This is a genomic window from Bacillus cereus group sp. BfR-BA-01524, assembly GCF_022662595.1.
Classification (GTDB): domain Bacteria; phylum Bacillota; class Bacilli; order Bacillales; family Bacillaceae_G; genus Bacillus_A; species Bacillus_A thuringiensis_S.
In genome coordinates, this window is record NZ_JAKUDW010000013.1 from 37966 (window position 1) to 63177 (window position 25212).

Consider the following 25212-nt stretch of genomic DNA (forward strand, 5'->3'; position numbering starts at 1 on the left):
GAATATCTAGAAACAAAAAGAGCTAAATATGTCACATCTCTTTAGCTACAACATGTACTCGCTTTTGCCCACTAGGTAAAATAGCTTGGTATAGACACGTAACAAAAAATAATAAACCAAATAAAATAATATACAAAGTATCCGCCTCAATCCATTTCGGGAATAACATAGCTATCGCTCCAAGAGATAACAATTGAAACCCTGTCGTTAATGGACTTAGCAAACTTTGAACACGCCCCATAAACGATTCTTCTACGATTTCATACATCCATCCTGATATTGCAACATTAATAAACGGTAAAAAGAATGTCGCTAAAGCGATACATACATAAAAAGACCATACGTAATTTACAAAGTAACACATACCAAAGAAGACTCCTGAGCCTGCCATACCAAAAACTATAATAGATTTTGGCGCATATTTCTTACCTATACTCGTTGCTACTATGCTTCCAATTAGTAATGAAATCCCTCCAACTACACCGCCCACCATTGCTAAACTTTCATACGTTTCTGGAGCTAGTTTGTATTTTAATATGTAAGTAGTGGATACACTTAAAACACCATTTAATAAACCAAATACGATAAATCCTAAAAGTAATTTTTTTAAAGTTTCATTTTGGTATATATACCTAATCCCTTCTTTAAACTCTGTTATTAACATCTTCAAATTAACTTCTTTCCATTTTGTTCTACCATTTGGTAAACGAACTTTTTCTGGAATGGAGATTGTTTGAATCAAAATACCACTCATAATAAAAGTGAGCGTATTTACTAAAATGCTCCCGTAAATTCCAAAAGTCCAGTACACCATCGTTGCAATTCCTACACCAAACAAAGCATACAAACTATTTACCATTTGATTAATACCCGCTGCTGCACCGTATTGGTCTGATTCAACTACTCCCTGTATCATCGATTGTTCTGCTGGAGAGAAAAATTGTATACACGCATTTTCCAAAAATAAAAATATAAAGACAAGTATAATCATCCCGTAATAAAGCGAAATTAGGATTCCAATATTACAGAGCGAGCAACATATGTTACTTACTGTACATATACGTTGTCTATCAAATCGATCCACTACTGTCCCTACCAATAGAAAAAAGATTAATGCAGGTAATGCAATCATAATTTGTGTCATCGTTGCGTAAACTGGTTGTTTTCCGTATTGATCTAGCAAATAAAACATTAAAGAAATTCCAGCAATCATAGAACCGAGTCGCTCTAAAATATTTGCTAGAAAAAAACGTGCATACACTTTGTTGCGAAATAACTGTAGCATTTCTTTCATACTTCGTATCCTTTCTCTCGACAAAATAGTATTATTTCAGTCATTTATTGGAAGTTACATTATCTTTTTCGACCATTATCCAATCTTTTCCTTCTTTATAAAAAACATAAAAAAAGAGCCCTTATTCTCAACATAAGGACTCTTTTCATAAACTATTTAGCTACCTCTTCTTTCGGCATTACCATACCTTTATAAAGTTGAACAGTTATCCAGTAATAAATGAAATAAATGACTAAGAAAATTCCTATTGGCACCCACACTTTCACAAACGGGTCAACTAATATAAAGCTAAATAAGTTAAGCCCTACTAAAACGTGAGAAATGCCAATGATCGCTGGGAAGATAAATAAATATGAAATTTCTTTATATATACTTTTCGTTAACATACTACGTCTCACACCAATTTTTCGTAACATTTCATAACGGCGTACGTCGCGAGAAGCACCTGTTAATATTTTGAACATAAGGGAACTTGCCATCATTGCTAAAAAGGCAATTCCGAGGAAAAATCCCATAAACATTGTTCCGCTCATGAAGCTGTTCATAAACTGATAAATTGTCATTTTCGTAAATAAGTCTACCTTTTCACCTGTTGCTTTTTCAATTTGTGCTTTTTGTCTCTTGTCTATTTCGATCAATAACGGTTTATATTTTTTCATATCATCTACTTTTGCTAATGTTACAGTGTGTTCTGTTCCTTGAATTCCTTTATAATGCTCTTCGTCTGCAATTCTTACTGGTTTTCCGCTAAATTGATTATGCGTAATTTGTATCTCTCTTACAACTGCGTCTTCCCAATCCTTTGGCATACGAGGGAATTTTGCTAATTCAGGAGCCTCTAAAGCAGAATATACAGGTTCAGTTAAAGGATCAGTCACACGTTTACGAACAGGCTCTTTTAACGTTTTTGTATCAAAATGGTCTGAAACAAGTGGTGGTTTCGCAGTTAAGTCGTTACGTAAATAATAAACCGCTTCTCCATCTACTTTATAGTTGTACTTGCTTTCTTCAACAATTTCCATTTCTTTTAAGGCAGCTTTGTCTTGATCATTCGGATCATGAATTACAACATCATATACACGAGAAAAGTCTGTCATAATACCTACATTTTTTTGGAAAGCCATACCTGCCGTCATCGCACCTGCGCCTAGTGCAATTAACATTGCTACAGTACCTAATACTCTCGATAAACTATTTACTCGAAAGCGTAGCTGTGCATATGTAAAACTATTTAGACCAGTTTCATTTCGTTTTTTATTCCCCTTAATTTTCATCACAAAAAATGGGAGTAATGAACTAAAGATAAAATATGTTCCAAGTGTTGTAACGATGGTTGCTATAATAAAACCTAATTCAGCATATATTTTTACATTGATCATAAAATAGTACCCTGTACTTACTAGTAATACACCAAGTACTGTCATTATAATAATGCGAGTTTTACTTTTCTTCACTTCATCTAGTGTTTCATCTTCACGAATTAACTCTAGTTCAGTTTTACGTAACAATCGGACACTGTTCATTAAGCCAGTAATGAAAAATAGTATTAAGAAGAAAATAGCTGTAACTAAAATTGCTGGTGTGTATACAGATGCGTAACTACCTTTTGCTGAAATTTCCATTCCATTCATTAAAAAATTCCCTGCTACACTTGCAAGTAACATCCCTACTAAAATACCGATAATAATACTAACAATACCCATACCGAATGTTTCAATAAATAATAACTGTGCTACTTTTTTCTTTTTCGCACCAAGCATCATGTACATACCGAGTTCTTTTCTTCTTAACGTGAGCAAGAAAGAGTTGGCATATATAATATAAAATACAGTAATGAAAGATAATAGTATTGCACCTACCCAAAAGACGAGTCTAATACTACTAATTAGACTATTATCTTTCGTAAATTCACTATTCATCGCCATTGTTTGGAACATGTAGAAAATACTAATACTAATAACGAGACCAATAAGTAAAACCATATAATCTTTTAACATCTTTTTCATACTATGACGTGATAATTTAAATAACATAGTTTCGCCCCCTACTTAGACTCAGCAGCTGAGCCCATATGAGCGAGCACACCTAAAATGTCTTGATAGAAATTCTCTCTAGTGCCTTGACGATTTAATTCTTTATAAAGAAGACCATCTTGAATAAATAAAATACGCTCACAATAACTTGCACTAAATGCATCGTGTGTAACCATTAAAATACTTACATTATGATTTTCATGTAAATCTTGCATCGCTTCTAATAAACTTTTTGCATTTTTACTATCAAGCGCTCCTGTCGGTTCATCTGCTAATACAATTGCTGGATTATGTACTAAAGCTCTTGCCGCCGCTGTTCTTTGCTTTTGTCCTCCAGAAACCGCCGTCGGATATTTTGTTAAAATTTCAGTGATGCCTAATTTTTTTGCAACGTCATTTACCTTTCCGGTAATCTCACTTGACGGTACGCCTTGCAAAGAAAGTGGTAAAGCGATATTTTCATAAATTGATAAATTTTCTAGTAAGTTAAAATCTTGAAAGATAAAACCTAATTTTTGAGATCGAAAATCTGATAATGCATTACCTTTCATAGAAGTAATATTTGTTCCAGCTATCGTCACACTACCACCTGTCGCCTGGTCAAGTGTACTTATCACATTAAGTAATGTCGTTTTTCCAGATCCAGAAGGCCCCATGATCCCGACAAATTCTCCTTCTTTAATACTTAACGATACGCCTCTTAATGCTTTTGACTGATTCTCATTTCTTTTCCCATACGTTTTTTCTACACTTTCTACAGTAACTACATTTGTTGACATCTCTTTCACTCCATCCCTTTTGTATAAAATCAATTTCTCACATATTTCTTATTATTTTGTCATGTAAATTCTTAAGAATTTTTTAATTATTCATTCAATAAGGTTTACACCCGTAACATGAACCTATTTCCTACTTCATATTCTCATTTTTCTACAACTCGTTCCCTCGATTTCGCTTACATTTACCTTACATTTTTGTAAGATAAAAAAGAAAACACACTAATTTCTAATAGTGTGTTTTCTTTACAATCAATATTTTCTATTCTTTATTTCTTCTTCAATACTTGCCACAAATACATCTAGCGCAACAACTTCTGACTTCTCTTCCCCATATTTACGTACATTTACAGCTCCATTTTCCATTTCCTTATCCCCAATAACAAGAACATACGGTACTTTTTGCATTTGTGCTTCTCTTATTTTATATCCTAATTTTTCATCTCGTGCATCCTGTTCAACACGAACTCCAACTTTTGCTAATTTATGTGCAATCTCATTGGCATATTGTTCATGTACTGCATTTGAAACTGGAATTACTTTCACTTGAACTGGTGCCACCCATGCCGGGAACGCACCTCCAAAGTGCTCAATTAATATTGCTAAGAAGCGATCTAATGACCCTAAAACTGCCCTGTGAATAACAACTGGTCTTTTCTTATCATTATTTTCATCTATATAATTTAAATCAAATTTCTCTGGCATTTGGAAATCAAGCTGGATTGTTCCGCACTGGTGACTTCTATTTAAAGCATCTTTAATATGAAAATCAATTTTCGGCCCGTAAAATGCACCGTCACCTTCATTTAGTCTATATTTATAATTTAGCGATTGTAATACATTTTCTAATGCTGCTTCTGCTTGCTCCCATAATTTATCGTCACCCATTGAATCTTCTGGACGAGTAGAAAGCTCTACTTCATATTCGAATCCAAAAGTTTTATATACGTAATCAATTTGCGCCATTACGGATTTGATTTCATCTTCAATTTGTTTTGGAGTTACAAATAAATGTGCATCATCTTGGCAGAAAGTACGTACTCTTAATAATCCGTTTAACGCACCACTAAATTCATGGCGATGTACTTGACCAAATTCACACATACGAATTGGTAATTCGCGATAAGAATGCAATTTATTTTTAAACATAAGCATGTGCCCTGGGCAGTTCATCGGTTTTAATGCAAAACTTTTATTATCCACTTCTGAGAAATACATATTATCTTTATAATGTCCCCAGTGCCCTGATCTCTCCCATACTTCTTGGTTCATCATGAACGGAGTGCGTACTTCTTGATAATTGTACTCTTTTTGAATTTCTCTTAAAAATGCTTCCAATTCGTTACGAATAATTTGTCCTTTCGGTAAATAAAACGGCATTCCCGGAGCCTCTTCAGAAAACATAAATAACTCAAGCTCATTGCCTAACTTACGATGATTTCTTTTTGCTGCTTCTTCAACGAAATGTAAATACTCTTCTAATTCTTTTTGGGAAGAGAATGCAACACCATATATACGCTGAAGCATTTGGTTATTACTATCACCTCGCCAATATGCCCCAGAAACTTGAGTTAATTGAAATGCTTTCAAATAACCTGTTGATGGTAAATGAGGTCCTCTACATAAATCTACAAATTCACCTTGTTTATATAGTGTTACACTTTCCCCACTAGGAATTGCTTCTAAAAGTTCTAATTTCAAGCGATCGTTCATTTCTTGAAACAGTTTTGCTGCTTCTTCTCGAGAAACCTCAACTCGTTCTATCTTTATATTTTCATTTATAATCTTTTTCATTTCTTTTTCGATTTTTCGTAAATCTTCTACGTTTACACTACTTGGAAGATCCATATCATAATAAAATCCATTTTCAATAACAGGCCCCACCCCAAGATTTATATCACCATACATTCTTTTTACAGCTTGCGCTAAAATATGTGCCGCGGAATGTCTTGCAATTTCTACACCTTCATTTGAATCTATAGTAATGATTTCTACTTCCGCATTTTCTTCAATATTTCGGCGTAAATCATATAACCCATCATTTACTTTCCCTGCGACTGCTTTCTTTTTCAAACTACTGCTAATGGATCCCGCAATTTCTTCTAAAGTAACTCCATTTACAAATTCTTTAACGCTACCATCTGGAAATTTAATTTCAATCATTTGCTCTTTCATTTTTCATCTCTCCATTTCATAATAAAAAGCACACTCATCCCTAACATAGGGACGAGCGTGCTTTTACCCGTGGTTCCACCCAGATTCCCATTGTAAACATACAATGGCTTCTTTTACGGTAACGTCGTTTACACGACACTAGATACTTAATTTCCCCAGTGCAGCTCTAAGGTGGTAAGTTATTTTTCTGCGTTAGGAAGTTCTCAGCTTTCCTTCCCTCTCTGTATAACCGGGTAAAATAACTCGTGTCCTTTTCTTCGCTTATTATGAAATTGAATGCAAAAAAGCATATTCATCCCTAAATATAGGGACGAATATGCTTATATCCGTGGTTCCACCCAGATTCCCATCACAAAAAACATAATGGCTTCTTTTGCGATAACGTCGCTTACACGGCACTAGATACTTAATTTCCCTAGTGCAGCTCTAAGGTGGTAAGTTATTTTTCTGCGTTAGGAAGTTCTCAGCTTTCCTTCCTTCTCTGTATAACCGGGTAAAATAACTCGTGTCCTTTTCTTTGCTTTTAAAAGTACATCCATTAATTGTTATTTACTATATCTTATTCATTTTATTTTTGCAAGTGTTTAAAAATGATTTTTTTTTAATAAAAAAAGAAACCAAAAATAGATTTTTGGTTTCCCTTCTCAATTTTACCAATCTTGTGGTTCGTAATTTAAGTCTGCAAATAGACGTCTTTTCTCTTTCTTCGATAAATCTCTCCATTGTCCAACTGGTAAATTATTCAATTCGATATTCATAATTCTCGTACGTTTTAACGTGTATACTTGATAACCTAAAGCTTCACACATACGGCGAATTTGACGATTTAGCCCTTGCGTTAAAATAATGTTGAACTCATATTTTGATAACTGTGTGATCTCACAAGGAAGTGTTTTTGTACCTAGAATTTTAACACCCGCTGCCATTTTCTCTAAGAAATCAGGAGTAATTGGCTTATCTACTGAAACGATATATTCTTTCTCATGTTTGTTTTCAGCACGTAAAATTTCATTAACGATATCACCATCATTCGTTAACAAAATTAAACCGTCTGAGTCTTTATCAAGACGTCCAATGTGACTAATTCGTAAAGGATGATTCACTAAATCGATAATATTACCTTTTACTGCTTTTTCACTCGTACATGTAATACCTACTGGTTTATTTAAAGCGATATATACGTGATCTCGAGCAATTCGAAGCTGCTCTCCATTTACTCGTACATCATCACCTGGATTTACTTGGTCACCAATTTTTGCAACCTTACCGTTAATAATTACTCTTCTCTCATTAATTAGTTTATCCGCTCCACGTCGAGACGCTTTTCCAGCTTCACTAATAAATTTATTGATACGCAAATTAGGCACATCCTTTTCTAAAAAAAATTTCAAGCTCACACTGCTTCTACCGTACAATACAAAAGGGTAAGCCTCCTATTATAACTTAAATATATTAACATGAAAGGGTATATAACGTCTTCTATTAATTACTTGTTTATAAGAAAATATCGTTATTATACAATCATTTATGCACTTTTTCATCGTTTAATATACAAGCCATTCTTCCTTACATACAGCTTGTTTTCCTTTTATCTCTTCTATATCTTCATGAATATTAGCTAATTTATATAAATCTGGGAAAATCTCTTCCACATAATGTTGGTGCGCTATTTCATCTTTCCAATACGTTAATACTATGTAACGATTTTCATTTTTTAAAGACTTTCCAACTACTCCACCTAGCATTCCTTTTGCTTTTTCCATTCCTTTATTCCAAATTGTTTCTTGCTTATGTAAAAAATGCTTTTCCTTTTCCAACTTTACATCACATATAGCAACTCTTACGAATGCTCCCTCTACTACAACGTCTTTCAAATGCATATCAGTTATATCATACAACGTTTGAAATAATTCAATTTCACATGAAAGAAACGTATCCTCTTGATTACTATTTAAATAAATTGTATCGTGAGCACCATTCATAAATGATTGATATGCACTTCTATCTTCCCATAAAGTAAATACACATGCCTCATCTTCATTCCATCCACCAAATTGTCCATGAAAACCATCTAGGTGCTGTATATCACGCCATTTTTCTTGCGCACTGGAAAACAATTCTTTTTTCTCTTCTTCCACCTTACAGTAGATTGTTTTTAGTAACATTTTTAATTCCCCCTTATGATTCGATCCATTTACTTACTCGAAGTTTGATGCCCCTCCGTAAATGCTGTAAGTTGATTACCGAAATACTTAGCTTGTAAAAAGACATCTAGAATATAAAAATTCAAATCTCTTGCTTCGCTTTCTTATTCCACTTGCAGTTTACATAACATAATTATACCTTACTGATTATCTATATCATTCAATAAAACATCCTATTTTTTATACTTGGTAAACTATCCACTTATTTTCATAAGAAATACTATTTTATTCTATACGCATAATAATTTTAATTCAAACAATTCAGAATTAAAAACTAAAAAAGATAGGAAGTAAACAATCCTACAATATCATCTACTCCCTATCTTTTTAATCATCAATTATTTTTCAAATATAGAATACGTAATTTCTCCTGGATAATGTAATACAGTTACCTTCCGCTCCCCTTTTTTAAAACTAACAGTATGCCCGTTTTCCCCTAAGTTCTCCCATCCATTTGCTTTTGTAATAGGTATTACACTTATATATTGATAGTCCTCTTCATTATCATCGTTAATATGAATTGCTGACATTGGTACTGGAAAACCTTTAATTTTAGATTCTTTATTCATAAATATGAATGCAATTAAACCAACTAATAACATAGCCATTGAAATATTTGAAACTAGTTTTCTTCTATTCATTTTCACTAAAAACCCTCTTTTCTCACATATAACTTTCATCATTTTACTAACTTTAATTATTTATGTATAGAAAAGATATAATTTAAATCATTTCCAACCTATTTTCTCTACTTAAAACAACATTATTGTTATATATTATAATTATAAGTTTTTAAATTTTGGAGGCGTTACATATTGCAGAAATTACTTTTTACTAAATGGACAGTTATTATTTCTATTTTCATCATTTTCAGTACAATTTTCTACGTTACTAATGTTAAAAATAACAACGAAAAAGCACCTGTAGAAACAGCGGATACAAAAACTTTCAAAACGAAATTACAACCTAAAATTAATGAATTGACTACTACTTATAATAACATCATCGAAAAAGATTGGTTGCCTGCCTGGGAAGAGATTAACACGAATGGAGATTCAGTAGATCGAAATAAACTATTAGTTACAATGAATGCCGTTTCCAAGCGGTATGAAACAATTATGAACGAAATAGACACGCTTAAAATTGAAGAAAACATAACAAATATAGATATACAAAAACAACTACTTCAATTCACAAATCAGTTTAAATCCGCATCAAATTTCATGAAAAATGCAGCAAATTTGATTATAGACGGAGCAAATAACTCTACTCCAACCAATGAAACTATTGAAAAAACAAAACAAGCTTTAGGACTTGCGGATCAACATATTGTCATCGCTTTATCTACTTTAAATGAAGTTGAAGATAAATTAGGACTTACAAAAAAATAAAACTATTTACTATTTTAAAATAAAAAATGATTGCAATTCACAATTTGTATGTCTATAATGTTTTTATTGATTTACAATCAATGTGTTTGTAAATTTTATAATTCGGATGAACCATTCAGGAGAAGGTCTATTGATCTACCGACGGGGCAAAAAGTTGTTATACCAACTTTGAAACTCTCAGGTCTTGGTTACAAGTAGAACTGCATGGGGACGAATCTCTGGAGAGACTCCCTCTCGCTTTTATATAGCGCGGAGGAAAACGAGCACCGAAGGAGCAAATCCGCTACTTTAGCGGATAATCTCTCAGGTAAAAGGACAGAGACAAGCGAAAGAAAAAGCCGATTGTATCGGTTTATTTTTCTATCCCTTGTTTCTCCAGAGACCATTTCATTTACTTGAAGTGGTTTTTATTTTTTCTAAAAAAGGAGAATAAAGATGGAGACAGTAAGTAAAGTATTAGAACAACTGAATCAATACGTGTGGGGATTACCAACTTTGTTGCTACTCGTTGGAACTGGTGTCATTCTCACAGTGCGTTTAAAAGGTTTACAGTTTAGTAAACTATTATACGCTCACAAACTAGCATTTAAAAAATCAGAAGATACCTCTTCTTCTGGAGATATTAGTCACTTCCAAGCACTTATGACAGCTATGGCCGCAACGATTGGTATGGGAAATATCGCTGGTGTTGCAACAGCTGTTACTATAGGTGGACCTGGTGCAATATTTTGGATGTGGATTACCGCATTGTTCGGTATGGCAACAAAGTATGCTGAAGCAATACTTGCAGTGAAATACCGTGTTAGTAATGAAAATGGTGAATATTCAGGTGGACCAATGTATTATTTAGAACGTGGTTTAGGTAAGAAATGGCTGGCAGTATTATTCGCTATATTCGGTACAACTGCTTCTTTCGGTATTGGTAATATGGTGCAATCTAATTCAGTTGCAGAGGCAATGCGAATTAATTTCTCTTTCCCTCCTGCTTTAACTGGTATACTAATGGCATTTTTAATCGCAATTGTTATTTTAGGCGGTGTAAAAAAAATCGGGAAAGTGACGGGATATGTCGTTCCTATTAAAGCTTTCTTTTATATAATTGCTGGTCTTATAATTATTTTCTATCACTACGACCAAATTCCAGAAGCATTTTTACTTATTTTTTCTGGTGCATTTAATGGTACAGCAGCTGCTGGTGGTTTTATTGGGGCAACAGTTGCATCAGCTATTCAAATCGGAATGGCGCGTGGTGTATTTGCGAACGAAGCTGGTTTAGGGAGTGCACCAATTGCTGCAGCGGCTGCAAAAACTGATTCACCTGCAAAGCAAGCTTTAGTTTCAATGACTGGTACTTTTCTAGATACGTTTATTGTATGTACAATTACAGGACTAGTATTAATTACTACAGGTGCTTGGAAATCTGGTAAAACAGGCGTTGAAGCTACAACACTTGCATTCCAATCTGTATTTGGTACTGCTGGTAGTATGATTCTCGGTATCGCAATTATTTTATTTGCCTACTCTACTATTTTAGGCTGGTCGTATTATGGAGAAAAATGTGTAGCTTATTTATTCGGAGAAAGTGCTGTTAAATATTATAAAGCAATCTTTATCGTCATGATTGCAATTGGTGCTAATTTAAAGCTAGGAATCGTATGGACATTTGCTGATATTGCAAATGGACTTATGGCCATTCCAAACTTAATTGGTCTAATTGGATTAAGTAGTATTGTTGTTGCTGAAACGAATCGCTTTTTACAAGCAGAGAAATTGAAAGAAAATAATAAAAAACAGGCAAGTTAATCTATGAAAAAAGGAATGACTCATACATGATGAGCATTCCTTTTTTCATCCCCTCTTTTACTTAATTACTATCATTAAAAATATATTTATATCAATGTTTACTCCTTTTTATTCCTCCAAAAGTTTTTCACATAAATGTCATAAATCGTATGGTCTAACTATATAGTTGAAAAGGAATGCGACATTAAAGTGTCGCTGAAAAACTCATCCAAGAAAAGGGAGGAAAAATCTTTTGAAAAACAAAATCATTGTTTTCCTATCAGTTTTATCATTTATCATTGGTGGTTTCTTCTTTAACACGAATACTTCAAGCGCTGAAACATCATCTACTGATTACGTTCCTAACCAATTAATCGTTAAGTTCAAGCAAAATGCATCTTTAAGTAATGTGCAATCTTTTCATAAATCTGTCGGAGCTAATGTCTTATCTAAAGATGATAAATTAGGTTTTGAAGTCGTTCAATTTTCAAAAGGTACTGTAAAAGAAAAAATAAAGAGTTATAAAAATAATCCAGATGTAGAATATGCAGAAGCGAATTATTACGTTCACGCCTTTTGGACTCCAAACGACCCATATTTTAACAATCAATACGGATTACAAAAAATTCAAGCTCCACAAGCTTGGGATAGCCAACGAAGTGATCCTGGTGTAAAAGTAGCTATTATTGATACAGGAGTTCAAGGTTCACATCCCGATTTGGCTTCAAAAGTAATTTACGGGCATGATTATGTTGATAATGACAATAAATCTGATGATGGTAATGGTCATGGTACACATTGCGCTGGAATTACTGGAGCACTTACGAATAACAGTGTCGGAATTGCTGGTGTTGCCCCACAAACTTCAATTTATGCTGTCCGCGTATTAGATAATCAAGGAAGTGGTACTCTTGATGCTGTAGCGCAAGGTATTCGAGAAGCTGCTGATTCGGGTGCAAAAGTAATTAGTTTAAGTTTAGGAGCTCCAAATGGTGGTACTGCATTACAACAAGCCGTTCAATATGCATGGAATAAAGGCTCTGTTATAGTTGCAGCTGCTGGAAATGCTGGAAATACAAAAGCTAATTACCCTGCTTATTACAGCGAAGTGATTGCAGTTGCTTCTACGGATCAAGCAGATAGAAAATCTTCATTTTCTACTTATGGTAGCTGGGTAGATGTTGCAGCACCAGGTTCAAATATATATTCCACATATAAAGGAAGCACGTATCAATCATTAAGTGGTACATCTATGGCAACACCTCATGTTGCAGGAGTCGCTGCCCTTTTAGCAAATCAAGGATATAGCAATACACAAATTCGCCAAATTATTGAGTCAACTTCTGATAAAATTAGCGGTACAGGTACGTACTGGAAAAATGGTAGAGTCAATGCATTTAAGGCTGTACAATACGCTAAGCAATTACAAGAAAATAAAGCTTCTTAAGAAAACTTTAATCAGTCGATCTACCATGAATGCGGGATAAAATAGAAGGAGAGACTTCTATAATTAAAGCCTCTCCTTCTTACAAACTATATTACTCTCCCTGCTTTTTAACCATATGTAAATACAGTACAAAATCCATCATTGTCGACGAATGACCAAGTTGACGGATCATCGCTGTTATATTTCCTCTATGATATGTACCATGATTTACGACATGTTGTACTAACTCTAAAATTGAAGTTTCTAATGCCTCTGCATATGGGTTCTCAATAACAAATAAAGCATTCACGTCTTGTATTGTAATTAAAAAGTCTTTATATTGATTTGCCATGTTTTCAAACATTTTTTCTAATTCATGTAACGATTTAGTTTCAATTTGTTTTCGTAAATTTTCTCGGTCTTGTATTGCTTCATTCATACTTTTACCATGCAATATGTGTAACCACACTTGATCTGTAATATAAATATGCACAAAAGTATCCTTAATGGATGGGAATACACTCTGTATCTGCTCATTAAAAATTGTCTCATAGTTTGGTAACTCTTTTAATCGATTGAATAATCTAGTATTAGCCCAAGCATGGTAATCAAACTGTTTTAATATATAATCTTTCAATTTATATTACCTCCCTATTGTATGAAACGAATAATTTGTTTCTTCGTTTCCGATTCTCTATCAACCTTTGCAATCCCTTTTTCTTTCATTTCATGTTTATTTATCGTTTTATATTTTACATACGTATGAAATTCCGTTTGAAATGGAAATGGTGTAATCCGAATTGTTTCCTCGTCCACCCATTCAGCTTGAATAAGTTTCTCATCCTTACTATTAAACATTTCTGTTCCTTCAAAACCATCTTTAAATAAATCAATTTCATCTTTCTTTTTTACACCAGGCTTATTCATACATACGTATAAAGAAAGTTCATCACAAAACTTTAATAATCTATAATGTTTATCAAACATCGCAAACTGTTCCTTTGTTAACGTTTTCAAAATTCTTTTTTGTCGTTCTAATTCATGTTTATAAAATGACATCATCTCTTCATCTTCCTCGTTTAGTGGAAATGATAAAAAATGTTTACTGCAAAGCAATGCCCCGTATGGATTAGAATTTTCAATTTCATTCAAACCAATCGTATAAAAAACAAAACGTAATGGGCTTGGACAATCCATAAATGTATATGGAATATTTTTAGCATCATTTAAAATTGGTACTTTATCAAGCTCTATCCATCCTCTGTCATGCTCATATATTGCATCAACTGTTTCTTTTAAATATGTTTTACCTTCAAAAAAGTGTTCTTTTATATGCTTTGCAATCTCTCCAGCTAAAAAACCATGATCATGTTGACGAATTAATATACTTTCCTTCTCATTTTTTTCACGAAAAATCATTCGTATACTCCCCCTCATCCTCATACTAAAGCTTTTTATATGCATCGATTCTTAATTAATCCCCAAATAATAGAAGGGATTCAGTCTCTTGCAACGAAATTAACATAATTATATAGTATTCTTTCTAATCATAGTGATAGCTTTATCTTTACTATCTATTATACTAAAACATTCATTCCAAAAATTTTTTTATGAGGTGAAAACATGAACAAAACAGAATTAATTAAAAACGTAGCACAATCAGCTGATATTTCTCAAAAGGACGCTTCTGCAGCTGTACAATCCGTATTTGACACAATTGCTAATGCATTACAATCTGGCGATAAAGTTCAATTAATCGGATTTGGAACTTTTGAAGTGCGCGAAAGATCTGCTCGTACAGGACGTAATCCGCAAACTGGCGAAGAAATTCAAATCGCAGCTGGTAAAGTTCCTGCATTTAAAGCAGGTAAAGAATTAAAAGAAGCTGTTAAATAAACAAGAAACCAGCCATTTTATAGGCTGGTTTCTTGTTTTTATTTAAGCAATTGCTTTATATTCTCTGCATGATACACTTCACAAATATAAAATACACATTTGCAGTTACTGACAATTTGATACTTTCTAGTTGGATACACATTCGCTGTAACAGAACATCCATCAAACAATTCGATAATATTTCCAGATGGCTGATATCCTTCATATAATACGTTTCTTCTTACTTCCATCTTTTCTATAAGCTTTTCAACAGGAATATTTCCACTCTCTAATTCACTCTTTATTGCGTCCGGTAAAAACGAAGTGTCTGCAAAAATTAGATTTTCAGATAACACCTTGCCTTTATAACTAACATTAGATACACGGTAAAGAAATGTTCCATCTTTATCAAAGAAATTCTTTGCTTCTTTCGGAATGTACTGTCTACCAAGTGCCTCTTGTTCAAGAACATCAAACTGAACTGTATCATTTAAAAGCTTTTCTAAAGCGTGAATGGATGATGTATCTCCAGAAAATAAAATATTTTTAATTGCTTGTATGTTATAAGTGAATTCATTCTTTCTATTTTCCGCCACTAACATGAGGAACACCTCTTCTATAATTTTTTTATTTAAGATTTAAAAGTGCTACCGCGTCTAATTGCGTAATTTCAGTCACTTCCTTACTGAATACTGCAACAGAAGCCATATAATCTAAACTAGGTCTTACATCTTCCATCATTGTATTATCTGCCAACTCTTGCTTATCCTTAAAAACTAACAATTTTGGAGGATTATTTGGAGCTGATACTGTAATATGTACTGGTGGAATCAATAGTCCTTCGCCTGTCGCTTTCAGCACCGCTTCTTTTCGAGTCCAATATGTTAAAAAACCTTCTATTTTCTGTTCATTTGGTAGTTTCATAACTTGCGCTATTTCAATGTCTGTTAATACACCTTCTGCCATTTTCACAACATCTACATTTGGATTCATTTGTTCTACATCTATGCCAACAGGTGCAGATTTTGTAAATGCAACGACAACCCACTCACCTGAATGCGAAACAGATAATTGCGGCATACCTTCTGGTAATTGTGGTCTACCATGTTGCAATTTACATACGGAGCACATTCGATCAATTGGTACTTGGACTGGTGACATAGAAAGTATCTTGCCGAGAACTAATCTACTAATTACGCAACCTATTATAAAACGAGCTCGATCTGCCGAATGATGATACGAATTTGCTTTCTCTCGCTCTATATCATTTAGTAAATTGTAATGCCATGATTGTAAATCTGAAATTCTTGCCCACCATATTTGACAATCATTCTCATTCAAAGTTGGAACAGAATCTGCAACTTTACTTTCTATCATGTAAACTCTCCTTTATTCAACGAATATCAATTTTCATAAAAAAGCATACGTATATTGTTATTCATTGACGAGTGCTTTCTCTTTTTTTGATACAGATAATGTTTTTTCTTTCTTATTTGACATTACCTCTTTATCGGAAATACGTAAAGAAAATAGTAGTGCTATGAGCAAAAATATTGCTGATCCAATTAATGCTGCTTGATATGGTAAAAAATCGGATTGAACGTTATTACTTCCAAAACCAGCTAGTATACTAGCTAAAACAGCTACTCCTATCGCTGAACCTAATCGATTTTGCACATTGAATATAGTAGTCGCTCTCCCCATGGAAGGCGGCGTGATATTGTTAAAGGCAGAAAATTGAACCGCACCGACAGATTGACCTAAGAAAATACCGATACCAAACAATAATGCCCGAATTTGCCACGGATTCGTATCGTGATTTACAAAACTTAATAAAACAAAGATAATCGCCGTACAAATTAATCCTATAGAAATTACCTTTCGAGCTCCTAATTTCTTATATGACCATGGCACAATTTGTGAAGAAATCATTAATCCAATCGCCTCTGGAAATGTCGTAAGTCCTGATTCTAGCGCGGAAACTCCTATCACATTTTGATACATAAGTGGAAAAACAAATAACATTCCTAGTAAACCAGCTGATGAAAATAATGATATAAGGCTCATCTTTCTAAAGACTGGTTCTTTTAATAAGCGTAAATCTAACATTGGTTGCTTTACTTTCAGTTCTACGATTATAAACAATGTAATGAATACAACCCCAGCTATCCCAGTACTCATAATTTCTGGAGAAATCCACCCTTTTGATGGTCCCTGGCTGAGTGCATATATGAGCATCGCAAATCCTGGTGCTGATAAAATAAAGCCGAGAGAATCAAAGCGACCAGCTGATTTTTCAACATGCTCTGCTAAAAATAGAAGTCCAAAGAGCAATGCAACGATTCCAAACGGTAGATTAATATAAAATGCCCAACGCCAAGACATTTGATCTACAAAGAAACCACCGATGATAGGACCAATTGCTGGTGCTACAGCAATTGGAAGTACAATGAACCGAGAAATCTTCGGTCTTTCCTCTGGTGAAAATGTTCGAAATAACATCGCCATTCCGACCGGTGTTAAAAGCCCTCCACCAGCACCTTGAATAATACGGAAAATATTCAATGAAGTAATATCGTTAGCCATTCCGCATAAAGCAGAGGCAATTGTAAATACGAAAAGAGCAATTAAAAATACTCTTTTCGTACCAAATCGATCTCCTAACCAACCAGAAATCGGAAGGAAAACAGCTAAACTAACTAAATACCCAACATTAACCGTCCCCATTGCAGATGGAGGTACTTGCAGTTCTTTACTTATCGTTTGTAGTGCTACATTTACAATCGTTGCATCCATCGCAGCCATAAACATCGCAGTTATATAAACGATACTTACGACTACTTTTGGATTTAGTTTTGCTTTCATTATCGTTTTCCTGCTAATGTTTTTTCACGAACTTGATTACTTTTTGGATTCAAATCTTTCCAGTTATATTCAACATATTCTAAGCAACTCTGCCTACTAGCTTCTTCATATACGACACTCCAGCCAATAGGTACATCGAGAAAAGCAGGCCAGAGAGAATACTGGCCCTCCTCATTTATTAATACTTTATATGTGTAATTATCATTTTCAAATGGATTCGTCATACTCTACTTACCCCTTTCTTATTCTGCAAATATTTCGCTAATACTTGTCCAATTTCCGTAAGTGGACCTGGCTGACATAAATCTTTATGTCTACAGTCAATATCATGCTGCACAATTTGCCCATCTAAATAATTTAGCCACGTATTTGGAGAAATAGGATCAAACCAGTCTGGTATAACAGTAGATCTAAAGAATAAGATGTCTCCGTTATAAACTTTCGGTACATATTTCCCTAACAACCCTACTGAATTTACATATGTTTCTTTCAAGTTCAATATAGTCTCTTCTTCAAGACTTGCTAATGCACTTCCATCTTTACGAAGGATTTCAACTGCACTTTCCATTGTAAGTGGTTTACCATCCATGTTATCTGGGTCATATCCTCCTAAAGCGAGTAATGCGATTAACGCTTCCTCTTCAGTAGGCGCTTCCGTATTCGGTAAGAAGTGTCCAGGATAAGAATCAAGCATAACGAGTAATTCTACTTCTTCCCCTTCATTTTGTAGTTGCGCCGCCATTGCATGCACAACATTTCCTCCAAGCGACCAACCTAATAAACGATATGGTCCATGAGGCTGTACTTCACGAACGTGTTTCAAGTAATCCGCCGCCATCTCCTCTAAACTTTTTGGAAGTTCTTCATTTTTAGCGATACCACGTGCTTGTACACCATAGATTGGATAATCTGTTCCTAAAGATTTCATAAGTCCTGCATAGCACCAACTTAATCCACCTGCTGGATGTACACAAAATAGTGGTAATTGATCCCCACTTGCTCGTAATGGAAGCAACACATCAAGTGCACTTTGACCATTCCCCATCTCAAGTCTTTCAGCTAACCCTGCAACAGTCGGTGCTGCAAATAAAGTACCAATGTTTAGTTCCACTCCAAGCGCCTCTTTAATGCGGCTCATAAGCTGCACTGCAAGGAGTGAATGGCCACCAAGATCAAAGAATCCGTCATCAATTCCAATTTGAGGTACACTTAGCACTTCTGTAAACAAGTCACATAACATTTCTTCTTGCGGTGTTCTTGGACCACGACTAGAAGATGATGCAATAAATTCTGGAGCTGGCAATGCCTTTCTATCTAACTTACCGTTTGGAGTTAAAGGTAACTCATTTACTACTACAAAAGCGTATGGAACCATATAATCTGGTAAACTACCACTAGCAAACTGACGCATTTCATTCGTATCAATCGCTTCATTATTTGATGCAACGATATAAGAAACTAACCGTTTATCCCCTGGCTGATCTTCCCGTACAATAACGGCTACTTGCTCAACTTTAGGGTGCTTCATTGTGACTGCTTCTATTTCTCCTAATTCAATTCGGAATCCACGAATTTTTATTTGATGATCTGCACGTCCTATATAATCTAGCGTCCCATCTTTACGCCAGCGAGCTAAGTCTCCTGTACGATACATTCTTGTACCTGGCTTTCCAAATGGATCTGCGATAAAGCGTTCAGCCGTTAATCCTGCTCTTCCTAAATATCCACGCGCAAGCCCTGCACCTGCAACATACATTTCTCCAACTACTCCAGGTGGCACTGGTTGTAAATAGTTGTCTAACACATACACTTTAAGGTCAGGTATACTGCACCCAATTAAACTATTTGCTCGTAAAGAGACGATAGTTTCATCTAATTCAATATAACTAACATGTACTGTCGTCTCCGTAATACCGTACATATTAATAAGCTTTGGTGCGTTATGAGGATATCGACTATACCAATCTTCTAAGCGACTTAGCTCAAGTGCTTCTCCTCCAAAAACAACATATCGTAAAGATAATTTTTGGCCAATCTCTTCATTTTCACGATCTGCTTGCATCAATTGATAGAACGCTGATGGAGTTTGGTTTAAAACCGTAACCTTTTCTTTAACAAGAAGCTGTAAAAATTCTTTCGGTGAGCGACTTACAGTATGTGGCACTACAACTAAACGCCCTCCGTATAATAAAGGTCCCCAAATTTCCCAAACCGAGAAATCAAAAGCGTATGAATGGAACATCGTCCAAACATCGTTTCCGTCAAACTGGAACCAATGATCAGTTGCTCCTAAAAGTCTTACTACATTTTGATGAGGTATCATAACGCCTTTCGGTCTACCCGTTGAGCCTGACGTATAAATAACGTAAGCAATATGTGATGGAGATAATGGCTTAATTCGTTCCACTTCATCAATATTGTCATCACTATATTTCTCAACTTCTGCTATTACTTTCACATCATCAACTAAAACTTTTAGTGCCTCATCACATTCAATTTCCACTTCTGAATTCGTTAAAACACATGATGGTTTCGCATCGTGTAGCATAAATGAAATGCGGTCTGCTGGGTAATCTGGATCTAACGGAAGGTATCCAGCACCAGCTTTAAGAACAGCTAATAAGCTTACAACCATGTTTAATGATCTTGGCATCGCTAAAGCAACGAGTTGATCAGGACCAATCCCTTTTGCTATTAGGAATCGAGCTATTTTATTTGCTTTTCTATTTAACTCTTCATAAGTTAATTTCTTATCTTCAAAGACAACAGCTATAGAATTTGGATTTATATGAGCCTGCTTTTCAAACAATTGTGGCAATGTCATCTCTGGTACAATTTGAAAACCACCATTCCATTTTTCTAACACTGTATTTTTCTCTGCTACAGTTAATATTTCTAATCTGCCAATTGATTGATCCGGATTTGTAGCTGCATCATCTAATAACAAAATGAATCGTTCTATTAGTTTTTGAACCGTTTCACGTTTATATAAATCGGTACTAAACTCTAGTAATCCATGTAAACCGTTCGGAGTACCATCAACCCCGTTACTCTCACTAATTTCAAATGTTAAATCAAATTTTGCAGAACCAACGCTTTGAATTTCAAGGCTCGCTTCTAAATCTGGTGCATGAAACGTTGCTTCTGGTGTATTTTGAAAAGCTAACATAACTTGAAACAACGGGTGGCTGTTTCGAGTACGTACTGGATTTAACACTTCAACAAGCCTTTCAAATGGAACATCTTGATTTTCATAAGCTGCAAGATTTACCTGCTTCACTCTATTTAATAATTCTTTAAAACTTGGATCTCCTGAAGTATTTGTACGTAACACTAATGTATTTACAAATAAACCAACAATATCTGAAAGTACATCATCATTTCTTCCAGCAATCGGACTTCCAATTGGTATATCAGTTCCTGCACCTAATCTTGTAAATAGTGCACTAAGCCCTGCTTGCAATACCATAAACAAACTAACTCCATTTTTACGTGCAAGCTCTACTAACCTACTATGCATACCTTCATCTATATGAAAATGAATTGTTTCCCCGCGGTAACTCGTCTCAATTGGACGCTGGAAATCTGTAGGTAACTCCATTTGGTCTGGTAAACCTTTAAGTTCTTCTTTCCAAAAATCTAATTGTGTTGAAATAAGACTCTCTGGTGTCGTTTCATCACCTAGCAATTGCTGTTGCCAAAGTGCATAATCTGCGTATTGAACGGGTAGTGTCTCCAGCTGAACTCTGTCACCTTGACATCGTGCTTTATACGCCGCTGTAAAATCTCTCGTTAACGGCTGTAATGACCAGCCATCACCTACAATATGATGCAATAGAATTAATAATACATGTTCGGTTTCACTCACTGTAAAAAGTTGCAAACGAACTGCCGGCTCAATATCGAGGTTAAAACTATATCTTACCGCCTTTGAAAGTACACTTTCTAATTCATCTTTACATGTATTAGTTATTACCATTTCTAGATTTAAGTTTTCCATATCTAAAATTTTCTGATAGGAACTACCTAATACGTTAGGGAAAATTGTTCTAAGTGTTTCATGTTTCTCAACTACATCATAAAAAGCACCTTGTAATGCTTCCCGATTCAATATTCCATTCATACGAATGACTAGCGGAATATTATAAGTAGGACTTGGACCTTCTAAACAATTTAAGAACCATAACCTGCGCTGTGCAAATGAAAGTGGAATTTCATTTGGCCTACTTGCTTTCTGAATAGCTGGTCTTGCACTTTTTGCATGGTTTAATTGTTTCGCCAGTTCGGCAACAGTTGGTGATTCAAATAGTTTCCCAATTCCTAATTCCACACTTAACGTTTCACGAATTCTTGCCATTAAACGAGATGCGAGAAGTGAATGTCCACCCATTTCAAAGAAATTATCATCAATGCTAATTCGAGAAACACCAAGTACTTCTGCAAATAAATCACATAATATTTCTTCTTTCGGATTTCTAGCAACCCTCTCATTGTTCATTCCATTAAAATCAGGAGCAGGTAATTTCTTTCTGTCAACCTTACCATTTGGCGTTAATGGTAATTCTTCTAGCACAACAAATGCCGATGGTATCATATAATTCGCTAAACTTTCTGAAACATAAGAACGAATTTCTGAAAGATTAATCGGTTCCTTTTCTTCTGCAACGATATACGCAATGATGCGTTTATCATTGGGACGATCTTCTCGTACCATTACTACCGCTTGTTGAATATTTTCATGTCGTTGTAATACCGTTTCAATTTCAGCTAATTCAATTCGGAATCCACGAATTTTAATTTGATGATCTGCGCGACTAATGTACTCTAACGCACCATCACTACGCCATTTCACAAGATCTCCTGTACGGTACATGCGCTTCCCTGATTCTCCATAAGGATTTGCAACAAACCGTTCAGCTGTTAACTCAGGTTTTCCTAAATATCCGCTTGCAAGTCCTTCACCTGCAATATATAATTCCCCAATAACTCCAGGTGGAACTGGTTGTAACCCTGCATCCAATACATACACTTCTGTGTTGCAAATTGGCTTTCCGATAGGAGGTATACCCTTTTCACCTGCATCAATGTTCATGAAAGTAGACCAAATCGTCGTTTCAGTTGGTCCATATAAATTAGTTATTGAGCAACCTAATTCTTTTAATTTATTTGCTAAATGCGCTGGAAGAGCTTCACCACCAACTAGTATGTTTAGCCCTTGTAGCTTTTCTGGATAATCAGTTACTAACGCCTGCCAAAGCGTCGGTGTAGCCTGCATAATGGTCACTCTTTCTTCTTGTAAAAGTGTCGTTAATGCTGATGGCTCTTGTATGTCTTCTTTTTGCGCAATTGTTAAACTTGCACCACTAATAAGAGGTAAATAAATTTCTAGAGCAGAAATATCAAACGCAAACGTTGTAACTGCTAATAAATGATCATTTTCATTTAATGAAAACTTTTGTTGCATAGCCATTAAAAAGTTACTTAAACCTCTCATAGGAACAATTACACCTTTTGGGTTTCCTGTTGAGCCTGAAGTATATATTGTATAGGCTGGGTTTAAAAGTGATACATCATTCTTACATGCTATATTCATACGAGAATATGTATGTAACGCTATTTTCGTTTCTTCATCATCTAATACAATTTTTTTCATATCATTTTCTATAACTAACTTAGATGAAACAGATGAATGTGTTATGATACAAACTGGTTTTGCATCATTTACTATATAATTAACTCTTTCTGCTGGGTATTCTGGATCTATTGGTAAATACGCTGCACCAGCCTTTACGACTGCTAGCATACTAACTACCATTTCTATTGATCTAGGGAATACTAAAGCTACAAACTGATTTGGTCGTATTCCTTCTTCTACTAAATAATGTGCTAGTTCATTCGCTCGTTCATTTAGCTCTTTATACGTAAGGTTTACACTGTCACAAGTAATCGCTAGTTTATTTGGATTTTTTTGCACTTGTTTTTCAAATGATATAGGTAGACTAATTAACTCATCATCTTCCTTCGTTTCATTCCATTCCAATAAAACTTTATGATTTTCTTCAGGCAGAGTAATGTTTATTTTTCCAATCGACTCGTTTTTCTCATAATTATTTATTACTAATTCAAATAGATTCATAAATCTTTCTTTATGCAATGCTAGCTCTGCGCCATTATATACTTCGGGATTCGCATCAAAATGAATCATTAGCTCATTTTGATCAAAACGTTTATATACATTTATCGATAAATCATCTACAGGTCCTGCTGATAAGTTATGTGTAATACCACGATTTCCAGCAAAATTAAGCCCGTAATCAAAAGGCATAACATTCACTAACGGTCCAAACAACCTTTGATTTTCACCTAGTAACTTTAAGTCTCTTCTTAATTCCTCATGACGGTATTTATGATGGTGACGTACATCTCGAATTTCTTTAGAAACTTGCTGCAATAATTCCGCAAGAGTTATATTTGGAGTTACTGTAATACGAAGTGGAACTAAATTCATTACCATACTTGGTGTATGAATAGATACAGAACCTAGACGTCCCATCATCGGTAAACCTAAAACAATATCATTTTCACCTGTTAATTTATGCATATAAATACTTGTTACAGCGACAATGAATTCCGGCCAACTTGTTAACGAAATATTGATATCTTCTAGTAAAGTTTTCGTGCTAGAACTAGATAAATAAGCTGTTTCTCGTGAAAATCCATTTGATGTTCTCGGTGCTCGTTCTGCCAAACTTACAACTTCTGGGGCATCCGCAAACTTTTCTAACCAAAAAGTACGATTTTCCTGAAATTGTTTAGACTCACGATACTCAATATCTTCTTGCACGACTTTTGCAAGAGAACCAAATGGCTTTTGACTCTTGTTTGTTTCTTCTATAAGTGATGTATACTCATTCGCTACCTTTTGGCTAAGAAGTGAAAATCCATAGCCATCCATCACAATGTGATGGATGCGCTGATACCAAAAGAAACGATTATTTTCAACTTGAATAAGTGCTTCAGTAAATAATATATCTTTTTTCAAATTGACTGGTATAGATAAATCATTTTTCATCCATACTTTAGCAGCTTCTTCAGGGTTTTCTTCTTTACGAACGTCAATAAAATGCATATGAAACTGTGATTCTTCAACAACTTGCCATGGGCCAATTTCATCCTCTTCGAAGCGAACGTGAAGTGCCTCTGCTTCCATTACAACTTTACGTACAGCTAATTCAAAAATGTCTTGATGAATATTTCCATTTATTTCTACATATTCCCCAGTATTATATATCGGATTAAGCGGATCTAATTGTTGCGCAAACCACATACCAGACTGCGCAGATGATAACGAATGACGAATCTTTTGACTGTTAGGCATTCTTTACTACCCC

The 25212-nt window shown here is 34.7% G+C and carries 18 protein-coding genes, 1 riboswitch and 2 other annotated features; of the genes, 4 read left to right on the forward strand and 14 right to left on the reverse strand.

Annotation, left to right across the window (positions count from 1 at the left end; all coding sequences use genetic code 11):
• Positions 1-31: 31 nt before the first annotated feature.
• The 7 genes from MR170_RS06555 to MR170_RS06585 all read right to left on the reverse strand — a co-directional run bounded on the left by MR170_RS06555 (position 32) and on the right by MR170_RS06585 (position 9165).
• Positions 32-1303, reverse strand: coding sequence for an MFS transporter (locus tag MR170_RS06555; RefSeq protein WP_254907413.1), 1272 nt, complete (start codon positions 1301-1303; stop codon positions 32-34).
• 143 nt (positions 1304-1446) lie between these two features.
• Positions 1447-3327: an FtsX-like permease family protein gene (locus MR170_RS06560; RefSeq protein WP_016081703.1), complete on the reverse strand. Its 1881-nt coding sequence runs from the start codon at positions 3325-3327 to the stop codon at positions 1447-1449.
• 11 nt (positions 3328-3338) lie between these two features.
• Positions 3339-4106, reverse strand: a complete 768-nt coding sequence (locus MR170_RS06565; RefSeq protein ID WP_000106426.1) for an ABC transporter ATP-binding protein — start codon at positions 4104-4106, stop codon at positions 3339-3341.
• 249 nt (positions 4107-4355) lie between these two features.
• Complete coding sequence (gene thrS, locus MR170_RS06570) at positions 4356-6278, reverse strand: threonine--tRNA ligase (protein WP_242307788.1); 1923 nt, start codon at positions 6276-6278, stop codon at positions 4356-4358.
• A gap of 44 nt (positions 6279-6322) precedes the next feature.
• Positions 6323-6545 (reverse strand) — a binding site (T-box leader).
• A gap of 36 nt (positions 6546-6581) precedes the next feature.
• Positions 6582-6805, reverse strand: a binding site (T-box leader).
• A gap of 123 nt (positions 6806-6928) precedes the next feature.
• Positions 6929-7636, reverse strand: a complete 708-nt coding sequence (locus MR170_RS06575) for a pseudouridine synthase (protein WP_029442257.1) — start codon at positions 7634-7636, stop codon at positions 6929-6931.
• 186 nt (positions 7637-7822) lie between these two features.
• The gene (locus MR170_RS06580; protein WP_016081706.1) at positions 7823-8443 is read right to left on the reverse strand and encodes a YdbC family protein; all 621 of its coding nucleotides are present in this window, start codon (positions 8441-8443) and stop codon (positions 7823-7825) included.
• Between the two features lie 377 nt (positions 8444-8820).
• The gene (locus tag MR170_RS06585) at positions 8821-9165 is read right to left on the reverse strand and encodes a hypothetical protein (RefSeq protein WP_142333861.1); all 345 of its coding nucleotides are present in this window, start codon (positions 9163-9165) and stop codon (positions 8821-8823) included.
• Positions 9166-9297: 132 nt separating this feature from the next.
• On the opposite strand from MR170_RS06585, the gene MR170_RS06590 reads away from it, so the two are divergent.
• From MR170_RS06590 to MR170_RS06600, 3 genes are all read left to right on the forward strand, one after another.
• Entirely contained in the window at positions 9298-9873 is a 576-nt protein-coding gene (locus tag MR170_RS06590) for a hypothetical protein (RefSeq protein ID WP_097911767.1), read from the forward strand.
• Positions 9874-10081: 208 nt separating this feature from the next.
• A riboswitch (glycine riboswitch) is annotated at positions 10082-10202 on the forward strand.
• Between the two features lie 106 nt (positions 10203-10308).
• Complete coding sequence (locus tag MR170_RS06595) at positions 10309-11676, forward strand: alanine/glycine:cation symporter family protein (RefSeq protein WP_016081709.1); 1368 nt, start codon at positions 10309-10311, stop codon at positions 11674-11676.
• Positions 11677-11908: 232 nt separating this feature from the next.
• Positions 11909-13102 carry a S8 family peptidase gene (locus tag MR170_RS06600; RefSeq protein WP_242307790.1) on the forward strand — a complete coding sequence of 398 codons (1194 nt, stop codon included), beginning with the start codon at positions 11909-11911 and terminating at the stop codon, positions 13100-13102.
• 91 nt (positions 13103-13193) lie between these two features.
• On the opposite strand, the gene MR170_RS06605 is transcribed toward MR170_RS06600, so the two are convergent.
• Positions 13194-13718 (reverse strand): DinB family protein, encoded by a 525-nt coding sequence (locus tag MR170_RS06605; RefSeq protein WP_016081711.1) that lies wholly within the window; start codon positions 13716-13718, stop codon positions 13194-13196.
• A gap of 14 nt (positions 13719-13732) precedes the next feature.
• Positions 13733-14500, reverse strand: coding sequence for a DUF3891 family protein (locus MR170_RS06610; protein ID WP_016081712.1), 768 nt, complete (start codon positions 14498-14500; stop codon positions 13733-13735).
• Between the two features lie 204 nt (positions 14501-14704).
• Between MR170_RS06610 and MR170_RS06615 the strand changes: the two genes are divergently transcribed.
• Positions 14705-14977, forward strand: a complete 273-nt coding sequence (locus tag MR170_RS06615) for an HU family DNA-binding protein (protein WP_001043905.1) — start codon at positions 14705-14707, stop codon at positions 14975-14977.
• A gap of 38 nt (positions 14978-15015) precedes the next feature.
• On the opposite strand, the gene MR170_RS06620 is transcribed toward MR170_RS06615, so the two are convergent.
• Genes MR170_RS06620 through MR170_RS06640 form a run of 5 tightly spaced genes read right to left on the reverse strand, consistent with a single transcriptional unit; the run spans position 15016 to position 25199 of the window.
• Complete coding sequence (locus MR170_RS06620) at positions 15016-15558, reverse strand: hypothetical protein (protein ID WP_000959120.1); 543 nt, start codon at positions 15556-15558, stop codon at positions 15016-15018.
• A gap of 25 nt (positions 15559-15583) precedes the next feature.
• Entirely contained in the window at positions 15584-16333 is a 750-nt protein-coding gene (sfp, locus tag MR170_RS06625; protein WP_016081714.1) for a 4'-phosphopantetheinyl transferase Sfp, read from the reverse strand.
• 57 nt (positions 16334-16390) lie between these two features.
• Entirely contained in the window at positions 16391-17821 is a 1431-nt protein-coding gene (locus MR170_RS06630) for an MDR family MFS transporter (protein WP_000644934.1), read from the reverse strand.
• A complete protein-coding gene (locus tag MR170_RS06635) occupies positions 17821-18045 on the reverse strand; it encodes an MbtH family protein (RefSeq protein ID WP_000184060.1) in 225 nt (74 codons plus the stop codon). The genes MR170_RS06630 and MR170_RS06635 overlap by 1 nt, the downstream gene beginning before the upstream one ends.
• A complete protein-coding gene (locus MR170_RS06640) occupies positions 18042-25199 on the reverse strand; it encodes an amino acid adenylation domain-containing protein (RefSeq protein WP_242307793.1) in 7158 nt (2385 codons plus the stop codon). Before MR170_RS06640 ends, MR170_RS06635 begins: the two co-directional genes overlap by 4 nt.
• Positions 25200-25212: the final 13 nt, after the last annotated feature.